13 protein-coding genes are annotated in these 15,008 nt (G+C 63.7%); 9 read left to right on the top strand and 4 right to left on the bottom strand.

The features are described from left to right. Positions 1-314 precede the first annotated feature (314 nt). From LDZ24_RS21800 to LDZ24_RS21760, 9 genes are all read left to right on the top strand, one after another. Positions 315-1,295 (top strand): AraC family transcriptional regulator, encoded by a 981-nt coding sequence (locus LDZ24_RS21800; RefSeq protein ID WP_248324163.1) that lies wholly within the window; start codon positions 315-317, stop codon positions 1,293-1,295. 133 nt (positions 1,296-1,428) lie between these two features. Next, complete coding sequence (locus tag LDZ24_RS21795) at positions 1,429-2,361, top strand: substrate-binding domain-containing protein (protein WP_371747487.1); 933 nt, start codon at positions 1,429-1,431, stop codon at positions 2,359-2,361. Between the two features lie 47 nt (positions 2,362-2,408). Continuing rightward, the gene (locus LDZ24_RS21790) at positions 2,409-3,929 is read left to right on the top strand and encodes a sugar ABC transporter ATP-binding protein (RefSeq protein WP_248324162.1); all 1,521 of its coding nucleotides are present in this window, start codon (positions 2,409-2,411) and stop codon (positions 3,927-3,929) included. Continuing rightward, entirely contained in the window at positions 3,916-4,920 is a 1,005-nt protein-coding gene (locus LDZ24_RS21785; RefSeq protein ID WP_248324161.1) for an ABC transporter permease, read from the top strand. The genes LDZ24_RS21790 and LDZ24_RS21785 overlap by 14 nt, the downstream gene beginning before the upstream one ends. 34 nt (positions 4,921-4,954) lie before the next feature. Beyond that, on the top strand, positions 4,955-6,049 hold the full coding sequence (locus LDZ24_RS21780) for an alcohol dehydrogenase catalytic domain-containing protein (RefSeq protein ID WP_248324160.1): 1,095 nt from the start codon (positions 4,955-4,957) through the stop codon (positions 6,047-6,049). Positions 6,050-6,066: 17 nt separating this feature from the next. After that, entirely contained in the window at positions 6,067-7,611 is a 1,545-nt protein-coding gene (locus tag LDZ24_RS21775; protein WP_248324159.1) for an FGGY-family carbohydrate kinase, read from the top strand. After that, a complete protein-coding gene (locus tag LDZ24_RS21770; RefSeq protein ID WP_248324158.1) occupies positions 7,608-8,342 on the top strand; it encodes an SDR family oxidoreductase in 735 nt (244 codons plus the stop codon). The genes LDZ24_RS21775 and LDZ24_RS21770 overlap by 4 nt, the downstream gene beginning before the upstream one ends. Positions 8,343-8,517: 175 nt before the next feature. After that, a complete protein-coding gene (locus LDZ24_RS21765; protein WP_248324157.1) occupies positions 8,518-8,775 on the top strand; it encodes a type II toxin-antitoxin system ParD family antitoxin in 258 nt (85 codons plus the stop codon). Further along, entirely contained in the window at positions 8,772-9,071 is a 300-nt protein-coding gene (locus tag LDZ24_RS21760; protein WP_248324156.1) for a type II toxin-antitoxin system RelE/ParE family toxin, read from the top strand. Before LDZ24_RS21765 ends, LDZ24_RS21760 begins: the two co-directional genes overlap by 4 nt. Positions 9,072-9,584: 513 nt before the next feature. On the opposite strand, the gene nikE is transcribed toward LDZ24_RS21760, so the two are convergent. From nikE to LDZ24_RS21740, 4 genes are read right to left on the bottom strand one after another with little or no spacing between them, the layout of a single operon-like run. Further along, positions 9,585-11,336 (bottom strand): ABC transporter ATP-binding protein, encoded by a 1,752-nt coding sequence (gene nikE, locus LDZ24_RS21755; RefSeq protein WP_248324155.1) that lies wholly within the window; start codon positions 11,334-11,336, stop codon positions 9,585-9,587. Beyond that, the gene (locus LDZ24_RS21750; protein ID WP_248324154.1) at positions 11,333-12,175 is read right to left on the bottom strand and encodes an ABC transporter permease; all 843 of its coding nucleotides are present in this window, start codon (positions 12,173-12,175) and stop codon (positions 11,333-11,335) included. Before LDZ24_RS21750 ends, nikE begins: the two co-directional genes overlap by 4 nt. After that, complete coding sequence (locus tag LDZ24_RS21745) at positions 12,172-13,110, bottom strand: ABC transporter permease (protein WP_248324153.1); 939 nt, start codon at positions 13,108-13,110, stop codon at positions 12,172-12,174. Before LDZ24_RS21745 ends, LDZ24_RS21750 begins: the two co-directional genes overlap by 4 nt. A 1-nt stretch (position 13,111) precedes the next feature. Next, positions 13,112-14,734 (bottom strand): ABC transporter substrate-binding protein, encoded by a 1,623-nt coding sequence (locus tag LDZ24_RS21740; RefSeq protein ID WP_248324152.1) that lies wholly within the window; start codon positions 14,732-14,734, stop codon positions 13,112-13,114. Positions 14,735-15,008 lie beyond the last annotated feature (274 nt).

The following is a 15,008-nucleotide window of genomic DNA, read 5'->3' as shown; positions in this document are numbered from 1 at the left end:
TTTCATGCTCGACAAGACAACTGCGCGTCTCACGAAACTCGCTTGCCTCGTATCGGACGGTCTTGAACCCGGGTCCCTTCGAATCGGGGGAAACCCGCTACGCCGCCGATCAAGAAAATACTGGAGCTGAACATTTTTGCGTCGCACAATTTGCTGTCGAGACGCAATGACCCTCTGTGCATGCAAAAAAGTACATAAAAAGAGGCGAAAAGTTGGTAGAAGCGCGACACTGACCGATCTAAATTGGCGTCAATAGCCGGCGCCCCGAAAATGGCAACAAGCAGCCGGCAATAAAAGAAACTGGAGACGGCTTCATGAGGCACCCCGATCTAGAGGTGGTCGACGTTCGACACGGCGAGTCCTTCAAGGCCTGGTCGCACGGCTATCCGTACAAGACGGTGCGCTGGCACTTCCATCCGGAATTCGAGTTGCAGTTGATCGTCGCCACGCACGGCAAGTTCTTCGTCGGCGATCATGTCGGCTCGTTCGGCCCAGGCAACCTCGTTCTGATGGGAGAGAATCTTCCGCACAACTGGGTCAGCGAAGTGCCGGACGGCGAATTCGTGGAGCGGCGCAATCTCGTGATCCAGTTCGGCACGGACTTCGTCAAGCGCTGCATGGAAGCATTCCCCGAGTGCCGCGACGCCCAGCCGTTGCTCGACAACGCACGTCGCGGGATCCTGTTCGACTCGCAGACGAGCGCGGTCGTCGCGCCGCTGTTCGAAGAACTGTTGACGGCGCGCGGCATCCGGCGCATTTCGCTGTTCCTTCGTATTCTCGAATGCCTTTGCGATGCGAAGGAACAGACGCTCCTCGCGAGCATCGCTTACGAGCAGAACGTCGCTTCGTCCAAGCGGTTCGGTCATGTGCTTGCGCACATCGGCAAGAATCTGGCCTCGGATCTGCGCGAGTCGGATCTCGCCGGCCTCGCCGGACAGAGCGTCAGCGCATTCTCGCGCGCGTTTCATCGCCATACGGGCGCGACGTTCGTTCAGTACGTGAACCGCCTGCGTATCGAAGCGGCGTGTCACATGCTGCTCGCCGACGAAATCAACATCACGCAGATCTGTTTTCAGGCCGGCTTCAATAACGTGTCGAACTTCAATCGGCAGTTCCGGGCGGCAAAAGGCATGACGCCGTCCGAGTTCCGCGCGCTGCAGCGGATCAATGCGCGCAGCCGGGAAGTCAACTTGAACGCGCCGTCGGAAGGCAGCCCGGAGCATGTGTCGCCGGGACACACGGCCGCCGGCTACGCGTCGTCCGTCGATCGACGAATGCGATCGTCGCCCACGTAACGACCAACGCCCAACGCCCAAGGCGCTCGCGCTCTTTTCGCCGTAAAGCAGCCGTCTTGTCGAGATTCGCCCTTCGCTCGCGCGAGGGCTTCATTCACCCTGAAGAAGTGCAAGTTAATTAGGAGACACAACTATGAACCGCATGTCCGTTTCGTCGCTGCGCCGGGGCGCGTTGATCGGCACGCTTGCTTTTGGGGGCGCGCTTTGCGGTGTCGCGCACGCGGCGGCACCGCTCACGATCGGCATGACCTTCCAGGAAATGAACAACCCGTATTTCGTCACGATGCAAAAGGCGCTGAACGAAGCGGCGAATTCGATCGGCGCGAAGGTCGTCGTCACCGACGCACACCATGACGTCAGCAAGCAGGTCAGCGACGTCGAAGACATGCTGCAGAAGAAGATCGACATTCTGCTCGTCAATCCCACCGATTCGACCGGCATTCAATCGGCCGTCACGGCGGCGAAGAAAGCGGGCGCGGTCGTCGTTGCAGTCGATGCGAACGCCAACGGTCCCGTCGACTCCTTCGTCGGCTCGAAAAACTACGACGCCGGCGTGATGTCGTGCGAATACCTGGCGAAAGCGATCGGCGGCAGCGGCGAAGTGGCGATCCTCGACGGCATTCCGGTCGTGCCGATTCTCGAACGCGTGCGCGGCTGCAAGGCGGGGCTCGCGAAGTTCCCGAACGTGAAGCTCGTCGATACGCAGAACGGCAAGCAGGAGCGCGCGACCGCATTGTCGGTGACGGAGAACATGATCTCCGCGCATCCGAACCTGAAGGGCATCTTCAGCGTCAACGACGGCGGCGCAATGGGTTCGCTCTCGGCCATCACGTCGTCGGGCAAGGACATCAAGCTGACGAGCGTCGATGGCGCGCCCGAAGCGGTGGATGCGATCCAGAAGCCGAACTCGAAGTTCATCGAAACGACGGCGCAGTTCCCGGCCGATCAGGTTCGCATCGCGCTCGGCGTCGCACTGGCCAAGAAGTGGGGCGCGACGGTGCCGAAGGCCGTGCCGGTCGACGTGAAGGTGGTCGACAAGGACAACGCCAAGGGCTTCACCTGGTAAAACGCGATGTCGGCGGACGGCTCGCCGTCCGCCCGAAAGAGGCGCAGATGGACATGATTCTCAGGCTCAAGCACATCACGAAGAGCTTTCCCGGCGTGAAGGCGCTGCAGGACATCCACATCGAGATCGCGCGTGGCGAGATTCACGCGCTGCTCGGCGAGAACGGCGCGGGAAAATCGACGTTGATGAAGATCCTTTGCGGGATCTATCAGCCCGACTCGGGCGAGATCGAGATCGACGGGCAGACGCGTCAGTTCCACAACTATCACGATGCGGTCTCGGCGGGCGTGGGTATCGTGTTTCAGGAATTCAGCCTGATTCCCTACCTCAACGCGGTCGATAACATCTTCCTGGGCCGCGAGCGCCGCACGGTGTGGCGCACGCGCGACCGCGCCGCGATGCGCCGCGAAGCCGCGGATATCTTCGCGCGCCTCGGCGTCGGCATCGATCTGGACGTGCCTATCCGCACGCTGTCGGTGGCGCAGCAGCAGTTCGTCGAGATCGGCAAGGCGTTGTCGCTCAACGCGCGCATTCTGATTCTCGACGAGCCCACCGCCACGCTGACGCCCGCCGAGGCCGATCATCTGTTCACGATCATGCGGCAGTTGAAGCAGCAGGGCGTGGCGATGATCTTCATCTCGCATCATCTAGAAGAGATCTTCGATGTCTGCGACCGCATCACCGTGCTGCGCGACGGCCAGTATGTCGGCATGACGGACGTGGCGAAGACCGATGTCGAGCGGCTCGTGGAGATGATGGTCGGACGGCGCATCGAGAGCAGCTTTCCGCCGAAGCCCGCGTTACGCGACGATGCCAAGACCGTGCTCGACGTGAGCTCGCTGCAGATCACGAAGGACGGTCCTGTCAACGCGTTCACGCTGCGCGAGGGCGAGATTCTCGGCTTCGCGGGGCTCGTGGGTTCGGGCCGCACGGAGACTGCGCTTGCCGTGATCGGCGCGGAGCCGGTTCATGCGAAGGAGATTCGCGTGCACGGCGCAATGGCGAAACTGTCGGACCCCGCGGATGCGCTCCGTTCAGGCATCGGCATTCTGCCCGAGAGCCGCAAGACGGAAGGGCTCGTCACTTCCTTCTCGATCCGCGACAACATCTCGCTGAACAACCTCGGCAAGTATCGCTCGCTGCGCTGGTTTTTGAACCATCGCATCGAAGCGCGCACGACGGCGGAGATCATGAAACGCGTCGGTGTGAAGGCGCCGTCGATGCACACCGAAGTCGCGACGCTGTCGGGCGGAAACCAGCAGAAAGTGGTGATCGCGCGCTGGCTGAATCATCACACACGCATCCTCGTTTTCGACGAACCGACGCGCGGCATCGACGTCGGCGCGAAAGCGGAAATCTACGGGCTGATGCGCGAACTCACCGCGCGCGGCTACTCGATCATCATGATCTCGTCGGAGCTGCCGGAAATCGTCGGCATGTGCGACCGCGTCTGTGTGTTCCGGCAGGGACGCATCGAGGCGATTTTGAGCGGCGACGAGATCGATTCGAACACGGTCATGACCTATGCAACAGCCGGGGCACGCGGAGCGACACATGAACACGCCTGACACATCTTCTCCGAACTCACGTGACGTCGCGGCCGCCAGCGCGCACGGCAGCGCGAGCTCGCGCTTCGCGAGCTTCAGACGCTCGACGCTCTTCTATCCGCTCATCGGGCTGATCGTCGTCTGTATCGTGATGATGGTGGCGAGTTCGAGTTTCCTGTCCGCCGCGAACCTCGAAAACGTGCTGCGGCAAGTGTCGATCAACGCGATCATCGCGGTCGGCATGACCTGCGTGATTCTCACGGGCGGTATCGATCTGTCGGTCGGTTCGGTCATGGCGCTGTCGGGCACGATCGCGGCCGGATTGATGGTCTCGGGCCTGAACGCGGTCGCTGCCTTGCTGACGGGCGTCGCCGTCGGACTCGGCTTCGGCGTCGCCAACGGCTTCTTCGTGGCGTTCGCGCGCATGCCGCCGATCATCGTCACGCTCGCGACGATGGGCATCGCGCGGGGCCTCGGTCTCATCTACACCGGCGGCTATCCGATCGACGGCCTGCCCGACTGGGTCAGCTTCTTCGGCAGCGGCAAGGTGCTCGGCATCCAGGCGCCGGTTCTCATCATGCTCGCCGTCTATCTGATTGCCTGGCTGCTGCTCGACCGCATGCCGTTCGGCCGTTACGTCTACGCGATCGGCGGCAACGAGCAGGCCACGCGCTTGTCGGGCGTGCGCGTGGCGCGCGTGAAGCTGATCGTCTATACGCTGTCCGGGCTCACGTCCGCGTTCGCCGCGATCGTGCTGACCGGGCGTCTGATGAGCGGCCAGCCGAACGCGGGCGTCGGCTTCGAACTCGACGCGATCGCGGCGGTGGTGCTCGGCGGCACGTCGATATCCGGCGGACGGGGATCGATCCTCGGCACGCTGGTCGGCGCGCTCTTGCTAGGCGTGCTGAACAATGGCCTCAACATGATCGGCGTGAATCCATACGTACAGAACGTGATCAAGGGCGGAATCATCCTGCTCGCGATCTATATCAGCCGCGAACGCTCGCGCTGATCTCCTCAAGCTGCAAACCTTCAACGAGAGACATATGACGACACAGAACACCGAGTCCCGGATGACCGCCATCGTGTGCCACGCGCCCGAGGATTACCGCGTCGAACAGGTGACGAAGCCGCGCGCCGGCCGCAACGAACTCGTGATCCGGATCGCTGCCTGCGGCATCTGCGCGAGCGACTGCAAGTGCTACACCGGCGCGAAAATGTTCTGGGGCGGCCCGAGCCCGTGGGTGAAGGCGCCGGTGATTCCGGGCCACGAATTCTTCGGCTACGTCGAGGAAGCGGGCGAGGGCGCGGCCGAGCATTTCGGCGTGCAGGTCGGCGATCGCGTGATCGCGGAACAGATCGTGCCCTGCGGGAAATGCCGCTATTGCAAGTCGGGCCAGTACTGGATGTGCGAGGTCCACAACATCTTCGGCTTCCAGCGCGAAGTGGCCGATGGCGGCATGGCCGAGTACATGCGTATTCCGCCGACGGCGATCGTCCACAAGATTCCGCTCGGCGTGTCGCTCGAAGACGCGGCGATCATCGAGCCGCTGTCGTGCGCGATCCACACGGTCAATCGTGGCGACGTTCAACTGGACGATGTCGTGGTCATCGCCGGGGCGGGTCCGCTCGGTCTGATGATGACGCAGGTCGCGCATCTGAAGACGCCGAAGAAACTCGTCGTGATCGATCTCATCGACGAGCGCCTCGAACTTGCGAAACAGTACGGCGCGGACGTGGTCATCAATCCGACGAAGGACAACGCGCTCGACGTGATCAAGTCGCTGACCGATGGCTACGGCTGCGACGTATATATCGAAACGACCGGCGCGCCGATCGGCGTGACGCAAGGTCTCGATCTCATCCGCAAGCTCGGGCGCTTCGTCGAGTTCAGCGTGTTCGGCGCGGATGCCACGGTGGACTGGTCGATCATCGGCGACCGCAAGGAACTGGACGTGCGCGGCGCGCATCTGGGACCGTACTGCTATCCGATCGCGATCGATCTGCTCGCGCGCGGGCTCGTCACGTCGAAAGGCATCGTCACGCATGGGTTCTCGCTGGAGGAATGGGACGAGGCGATCAAGGTCGCGAATTCGACCGATTCCATCAAGGTGCTGCTCAAGCCCGCCGGCGAGCGCTGATCACGCGCGGAGAAGCGATGGAATACGTGATTGGCGTGGACATAGGCACGCAGAGCACCAAGGCGCTGCTCGTCGGGCGCGATGGCGCGATCGTCGCGAAGCATTCGAGCAGCTATCAGCCGGATACGCCGAAGCCGCTTTGGGCCGAGCAATGGCCGTCGGTGTGGTTCGATGCCGTCGACGAATGCATCGCGCATTGCGTGGCGCAGGCTGTGGCGCAGGGCATCGATGCGGCATCCATTCGCGGCGTGTGCGTGAGCAGTCTGTACGGCGGCTCGGGCATTCCGGTGGATGAAGCGATCGAACCGCTGCATCCCTGTCTCATCTGGATGGACCGGCGCGCGACCGGAGAAGCCGATCGCGTGCGCGAGCAGGTCGATCTCGATCGATTGCAGGCGATCACCGGCAATGGCGTCGACAGCTATTACGGTTTCACGAAGATGCTGTGGCTGCGCGAGCATCGTCCGGACGTGTGGGCGAAGACGCGCTATTTCCTGCCGCCGAACGCGTACGTCATTCATCGTCTCACCGGGGAGATCGCGGTCGATCACAGTTCGGCGGGAAACATCGGCGGCCTGTACGACGTCGCGCGGCGCGGCTGGTCCGCCGAGATGCTGGACGCGCTCGGCATTCCCGCGCGCATGATGCCGCAGCGGCTCGTCGAATCGACGGATATCGTCGGCGGGTTGCTGCCGCAATGGGCCGCGCGATGGGGCCTGGCGGCGGGCACGCCGGTGGTCGCGGGCGGCGTCGATGCGGCCGTGGCGACCTTCGCGGCCGGCGCGGCGCGCGCGGGACAGCACGTCGCGATGATCGGCACGAGCATGTGCTGGGGCTACATCAACCAGCACGTCGATGCGCGTCATGGGCTCGTGTCGATGCCGCATGTACTCAACGGCACGCGCGATCTATACGTGTTCGGCGGCGCGATCACGGCGGGCGCGTCGGTGACGTGGTATCGCGAGCAGTTCTGTCAGGCGGAGGTCGCGGCGGCGCGCGCGTTGCCGCACGGCGATCCGCACGTGCTGCTGGAGGAAGCTGCCGCGCGCGTGCCGGCCGGCGCGCAAGGCGCGATGTTCCTGCCGTATCTGATGGGCGAGCGCAGTCCGGTCTGGGATGCGAAGGCGAGCGGCGCGTTCATCGGCCTGAGCCTCGCGCATACGCGCGCGCATCTCTACCGGGCCGTGCTCGAAGGCGTTTCCTTCGCGCTCAGGCACAACATCGAGGCCGGACGAAAGGGCTCGGAATCGCTCGACGACAAGCTGATCGTCGTGGGCGGCGCCGCGCATTCGCCGCTGTGGATGCAGATCATCGCGGACGTCACGGGCTTTCCTGTCTGGACGATCGGCGAGGAAGTGGAAGCCGCGTTGGGCGCGGCGCTGCTCGCGGCAGTCGGCACCGGACTCGTGACGCACGATACCGCGCAAACCGGCTGGTCGACGCTCATCGAGCGCGCGCGGCCGGACGCTGAGAGCGCGGCCCGTTATGCCGATTATTTCGATGTCTACACGGCGCTTTATCCGGCGCTCATGCCATCCATGCACAGGTTGCAATCGATATGAAAACCGAGTTCGACTTTAGCGGCAAGCGCGTTCTGGTGACGGGCGCATCGAGTGGGATCGGGCGTGCCTGCGCGCAGACGCTGGCGCGTTGCGGCGCACATGTCGTCGCGGCGGGGCGCGATGCCGCCGCGCTCGACACGCTCGCGAACGAAACGGGCTGCGCGACGCTGCGGCTCGATGTGGGCGCGCATCGTTCGGTCATCGATGCGGCGCTGGAGCCGTTCGATGCGTTCGATGGTCTCGTGAACTGCGCGGGCATTGCATCGCTCGAACCGGCGCTCGAATTCGACGCCGACGCATTCGACCGCGTGATGGCCGTCAATGCGCGAGGCGCCGCGCTGGTCGCCCGAGCCACCGCGCTGAAGATGGTCGGGCGCGGCGGCAGCATCGTGAACGTGTCGAGTCAGGCGTCGCTCGTCGGCTTGCCGGACCATCTCAGCTATTGCGCGTCGAAAGCGGCATTGGATTCGATTACTCGCGTGCTTTGCATCGAGCTCGGACGGCACGGCATCCGCGTCAACAGCGTCAATCCGACGGTCACGCTCACGCCCATGGCACGCTTTGCCTGGAGCGATCCGATCAAGAGCGAGCCGATGCTTCAGGCGATTCCGCTCGGACGGTTCGCGGAGCCAGAGGAAGTCGTGGCGCCTGTGTTGTTCTTGCTGAGTGATGCGGCGTCGATGATCAGCGGGGTTTCGTTGGCGGTCGATGGGGGGTATACGGCGCGGTGAAGGATGGTTGAATTGACATAATAGAAGTTATCGTCATTTAGCTATGCGCATTCTTAATGCTTATGACGCTGAGGGGTCTCCCCTGAAACAATCACGGACGGCTTCAGTCCGGCATCGCGCTTGATAATAGTTGATAAGCGGTATAATAGCGCTATGTCGACCGGAGGAGCGAAACATGATTAGTGCGGACTTGGGACAGCAGCTCGAGGGATACATTACAAAGCTTGTCGAGACGGGCCGCTATGGCTCAAAAAGCGAAGTGTTGCGCGAGGGGGTGCGACTCATTCAGGACCGCGAGACCCAGCTAGCGGCCCTGGACGCCGTCATCGAACGCGGAATTGCTGATTCAGACGCGGGCCGAGGCAAGGCCGCCGATGAAGTATTCGACCGGCTCGAAGCAAAGTATAAGGCGATGGCTAGTCGAAAAGCATGATCGTCCGCATCCTGCCTGACGCTCAGGCGGAACTAGAAGCGATTGGCGATTACATCGCACGCGCCAATCCGCAGCGCGCCTTGAGCTTCGCTCGCGAACTGCGTGACAAGTGCACGAGCCTTGCAGACATGCCACGCGCCTACCCGCTGGTGCCGCGATACGAGGATCGCGGTGTCCGGCATCGGGTCCACGGTAGCTATCAAATCTTCTATCGGGTCACCGGAAACCCTGAGCGCATCGACGTAATCCACGTTATAAACAGCGCGCGGGACATTGCCGGAATCCTTTTTTTATAGCCCCCGTCGGGAAGCGCGAAGCGGGGTAAGGCGCGTATGTCAAGCGCCACCGCAAGCGGATGGCGTTCTAAGCTCGCTGCTATTGAAGATGAAGTGCGCTGGCTCGTCGTCGACAACTAACGGTGAGACGCGGACGGTCACAGGAAGGACTCGACTCACCGGGGGCGTCTCCTGGTTGCCATGGTCGTCGTCCTCAAGAGATCACAGGCGCATGTCGCCGCAGCCAGTACTGAGACGCGTGCCAAACAAGCCGCAGACTGTCACTAAGAGCGGGGCGCCGGACACCCGCAATGACTTCGCGGCGCTGCGGGCCTTCGCTGTTTGTACATAGCTTGGAACCCCAGCCGCCTGCGTTGGCTGTACGGTGTCAGAGCTGCCTGCTCCGGCGAATGACCGCTTTTCGGTAAGCGGATTTCGTATGGCACCACCCGATCCCGAATCGACCTGGCCGTTCGTAATTCCGGCTCGATTGTCGAAACCGTGATTGAAACGAACCACCGATGACGCGCCCCATCAAGGAATCGGTTCTCGCGCGAGGGACGCCGCCTCATAGTGTCTTTCATCACGCTCATGCCGCAAAGTCGGCGCCGATGCCGACAGCAATCGTGTATAGGCGTGCCGTGGATGCGCGAACACCGCCTCCACGTCGCCCTCTTCGACGACGCGCCCCGACTTGAGGACGAGCACTCGATCGCACAGATGCCCCACGACATCGAGGTCATGGGAGATAAAGAGCAGCGCGGTCGCATGCCGGGCTTGCAGGGACACCAGCAGATCGAGCACCTGCGCCTGCACATAAACATCGAGCGCAGAAACCGGCTCGTCGCAGACGATCAGCGCCGGTTCCGGCGCAAGCGCCCGCGCGATCGCCACGCGCTGCCGCTGCCCGCCAGAAAGCGACGCCGGCCGTCGGTCCAGATACGCCGCACTCAGCCCGACCTGCTCCAGTAATTCGACGCTGCGAGCAAGGACCGCGGCCTTCGAAAGACCTCGCGAATGCAGCCCCTCGAACAGCAATTCGCGCACGGCATGCCGCGGGTCGAACGAACTTAACGGATCCTGCGGGATATATTGCATGCGCGAGCGCAGCGCGCTACGCGCCGTCTCGCCGATACCGGCGCCGTTCCATTCACGCCCCAGAAAACGCACGGCCCCGCGATCCGGCGTAAGCAGCCCCAGCACGATATTCCCGCAAGTGCTCTTGCCCGATCCCGATTCGCCGATGATGCCAAGCACCTCGCCCTCGCGCACGCGAAACGACACATCGTCGAGCGCGGTGAAGCGTTGGTCGCGACCCCCGCCGCGCCGTGCATAGGTCTTGCCGATGCCTGCCACATCGAGCACCGCGCGATCTGACGGGGCCGCCCGAGGCGGCAGTTGATCGCGCACGATCGCCGGCATCGCTCCGCGCGTCGTGACCGCCATGCGCGCCGAACTGAGCCGATGCCCGCGCGACTCCAGCGATGGCTGCGCGGCCAGCAACTGCCGCGTGTAGTCGTGCGACGGATGCTGCAGCACGTCCCGCGTTGCGCCGCTGTCGACGACCTTGCCGCCGTGCATGACGAGCACGCGATTCGCGATGCCCGCGACTACCGCAAGATTGTGGCTGATCAGCAAGACGCCGACGCCCTGCGCGAGACGCTCGCCGAGCACCGCGAGCACTTGCGCCTGCACGGTCACATCGAGCGCGGTGGTCGGTTCGTCCGCGATGACGAGCGCCGGGCCGGCCGCAATCGCCGACGCGATCAGCGCGCGCTGCCGCAGGCCGCCCGAGAGTTCGTGCGCGTATTGCCGGGCACGCATCGCCGGTTCGGGAATGCCCACGTCCGTCATCACGTCGTGCACCCGCGCACGTCTATCGGCGCGCGAGCGCAGCACGCGATGATGCGCGAGCACCTCCTCGATCTCCGCGCCGATCGTGCGCAGCGGATCGAGCGAGACGAGCGCGTCCTGCATCACCAGTCCGGCGAAGGGACCCCGCAAGCCACGCCAGTCGCGCTCGGTGAACGCGAGCGCATCGCGTCCGGCGATCTCGAAGCGTTCCGCGGTAATCCGCGCCCCGCGCCCCGCCAAACCGATCAGACTGCGCGCCGTGAGACTTTTGCCCGAGCCGGACTCGCCCACGAGCGCGACGCACTCGCCGGGCCGGATCGTCAGATCGACGCCCTGCACGAGCGGCGTGCCGCCGTGCCCATTCGCGAAACCGATGGACAGCCCGCGAATCTTCACCAGCGGCCGATCCGTCACCGATGCCTGCGCGTTCATGCGCGTACCTCGAACTTGCGTTGCAGGAAGCGGCCGATGACCGCGAATGACAAGACGGTCAACGTGATCCCCATGCCCGAAAACACGCTCGGCCACCACGCGACGCGCAACACGTCGCGCCCTTCGGCGAGCATCACGCCCCACTCGGGCGTCGGCGGTTGCGGACCCAGCCCGAGAAAGCTCAGTCCTGACACGGCGATGATCGCGCTGCCGATATCGATCGTCGCGATGGCCGGCACCGCGACGAGCACGTTCGGCAGCACATGGCGAAAGAAAATCTGCGTGCGCGAGAGGCCGAAGCTCACCGCGTGCGTGACGTAGTCCGCGTGGCGCACGACGAGCGCCTGCGAACGCAGCACGCGCCCGAACTTCGGAATGCCCGCGATGCCCACGGCAATGGCGATATTGACAATGCCCTGTCCGAGGAAGGTCACGACGAAGAGCGACAACAGGATTGGCGGAAACGCGGAAAGCACGTCGAAGACGCGCGACGCGGCTTCATCGGCGAGACGGTTCGACAAGCCCGCAAAGAGGCCGACGACGAGCCCGATCGCAAGGCTCACGATCATGCTCGCGAGTCCGATCAGCAACGAATAGCGCGCGCCGTGTATCACGCGCGAAAGCACGTCGCGCCCGATGCGATCGGTGCCGAACCAGTGCTGCGCGTCGGGCGGCTGCAGCGTCGCGGCGACGTCGCTCGCGAGCGGATCGAACGGCGTCACGATGCGTGGAAAGGCCATTGCCATGCCGAGCGCGACGACAAACGCCACGGCGATCATCACGCTCGCGGGTAGCGGTGCGCGCCCCCGCGCGAATGCGGTACGTATCACGGTGCTCATTGTCTGCGCAACCTCGGATCGATGAAGAGATAGGCGATGTCGAGCAACGTCGACATGACGACGTGCACGAACGCCGCGAGCAGCACGACGGCCAGCACCACCGGCACGTCTTGCGATGTCACCGCGTAGAGCGTCACGCTGCCGATGCCCGGCCTGCCGAACATTTTCTCGGTGATGACCGCGCCGCCGAGCAGGCTGCCGACTAGCCAGCCGCCGAGCGTCACGACCGGCAGCAACGCATGGCGCAGCACATGGCGCGCGCGCAGGACAAGTTCGGACACGCCACGCGCGCGTATCGTCGTGACGAATGGTTTCGCCAGTGCCGCTTCAATCGATTCACGCATCACCTGCGAAAGAATCCCGGCGGTCGGCAGCGCCAGCGTCACGGCGGGCAGGACGAGCGCGCGCCAGCCGTTCGCGCCCGATACGGGAAAGAGCCGCAACTGGAAGGAGAACGCGATCAGCAGCAACATGCCGAGCCAGAACACCGGCGTGGACGTAAACGTGAGCTCGATCAGCGACGCGCATCGCGCACCGAGCGCGCCCCACGCCCCGCGCGTGCCCTCCCCGCCCGCCGTCACCGTCGCCACCACAATGGCGAGCACGAGCGCGAGCGCGCCGGCAGACAACGCGAGTAGCATCGTCGGCCAAAGCTGGCTGCGCAGCACGTCGCGCACCGGCTGCTGCATCACGAACGACGTGCCCAGGTCGCCATGCGCGAGCCGCAGCAGGAATTGCCCGTATTGCCACGGCAGACTGTGATCGAGGCCCCACTGCGCGGCGATCGCCTCGCGCAAGCCGGGATACGCGAGATCGCCCGCGAGCACGTCCTCGATGCGTCCCGGCAGAGCGTGTATCGCGACGAAAGCCACCGACGCCGCGAGCCACAGCACGAGCAATCCTGTCATCAGGCGCGTCGCAATCTGTCTGCGCATCTCACGCTCCCTGTTTGTCGATCCAGATGTCGTAAGCGCTCGCCGGGCCGTCCAGTTGCGGCTCGAAACCGATGCCATGCACGTTCGACTTCGACGCGAGGTGATACACCGGCGCGAACAGCGGCACGATGAACGCCTGATCGACGGCGCGTGCCTGGATCTCGCCGAGCAGCTTGCGCCGTTCATCGCCGATCGGCATCAGGCGCGCGCGGTCGATGTCGCCGGTGATCTTCTTGTCGGAGGCAGGAATGGCGCTATAGAGGAAGCCCTTGTCGCCGAGCATGTCCCACAGTTCCATCGCGACATCGGACGGGTTGTCCGTGTTCGGATAGATGAACCACACGCCGGTCGCCTTCTGATTGGCGAAGTCGCCTGCAGTCGTGATGCGCAGGTCCAGATTGAGCCCGATGTTCTGCCGCAGCGCCGACTGCACTGCACGGATAAGCACGTCACGGCTGTCGCGGACGTAGGGTTGGGGATAGCCGACTTCGATCGTTAGTCGCTTTCCCTCCTTGGTCCGAAACCCGTCCTTGTCGCGCGCGGTCCATCCGGCTTCGTCGAGCAGACGGTTCGCGTCGGCGATCTTGTTGCCCCATGAACCCTCGAGTTGTTTCGCGTAGTCCGGATTGTCCGGACCGATGTTCGACCATGCGCGCCGCACCGTGCCGAGATACACGCTCTTCACCATGGCGTCGAGGTCGAAGCCGTCGCGCAGCGCGCGCCGCACGCGGACGTCGTTCGCGGGCGGCACCGTGTAGTTGATGTTCAGCGTGAACGATGTGGTCGCGGACGGACCGTGCACGTACTGGAAGCCATCGACCTTGTCGAACGCGGCGATGTCGGTCGGCTGGACGCCTTCGATCAGATCGACCTGCCCCGAACTCAGCGCGCCGGTTCGCACGGCCGCCTCAGGCAAGAACCGATAAGTGACGCGATAGAGATAGGCCGGTCCGCGATGCGCTGCGTTGTCGGGCGCCCATCGATAATCGGGATTGCGTTCGAAGGTCGCCTGCTGTCCGCGCTGATACGACTTGAACACGAAAGGCCCGGTCCCGACGATGCCCGGTCCCCCGCCGCACAGGTCCTTGTTCTCGGCGAGCGCCTTCGGCGAGATGAAGCCGAGCTTGACGCTCGAGAGCGATTCGAGCGTCGTGGAATCGGCCTGCTTCATCACGAGCCTGGCAACGTAAGGCGACACCACTTCGACGTGATCGAACGCGACGAGCAGCGACGCGGACGCCGATGTCGTGCTGACGTTCCTCAGGATGTAGTCGAAGTTGGCTTTCACCGCGTCAGCATTGAACGGCGAGCCGTCAGTGAACTTCACGTCGTCGCGCAGCTGGAATGTGTAGCTCTTGCCGTCGTCGGCAATGCTCCACGACTTCGCGAGCCACGGCGCGTAGGTGCCGTCGGTGCGCTTCGAGACGAGGGAATCGATGTAATTGCGGATGACCCAGAACGAGTTTTGCTGCGATGAACGATGTGGATCGAAGCAAGCGGGTTCGGTCGTCACGCCCCAGATGAGATCGCCGCCCGTCGCCGGTTGTTTTGCGGCCGCGTGCGTGGTTGTTGTGGACTCCGATTTGCTGCAGGCGGTGATCGCCGCGTTCGAGGCGATCGTCATGACTATGGCCAAAGCGCGTGTGAGCGCCGGTCGTTTTACGTTCATCGAATGGAATTCCCCGAGCAGACAAAAAGACGCGATGCCCGCAGCCCTTAGCGTGGTCCGGCGCAGCGTGCAGACAGGCGGGCGGCATCGCGATAGATCGAAAAGCTTACGGTCGACATGACATTCGAGGCAACGAAGCAAAGTTCATAAACATAGTTGACGCCTAGCCTTGCAACCGTTGCGCAAGATTGGGCGGCCGATTCTAGTGCAGCCTTTTCCAAGCGATAAC

It is taken from the genome of Caballeronia sp. Sq4a (assembly GCF_023170545.1).
Lineage (GTDB): Bacteria > Pseudomonadota > Gammaproteobacteria > Burkholderiales > Burkholderiaceae > Caballeronia.
Note: the sequence above shows the minus strand (reverse complement) of the source record. Positions and strands in the feature narration are given on the sequence as shown.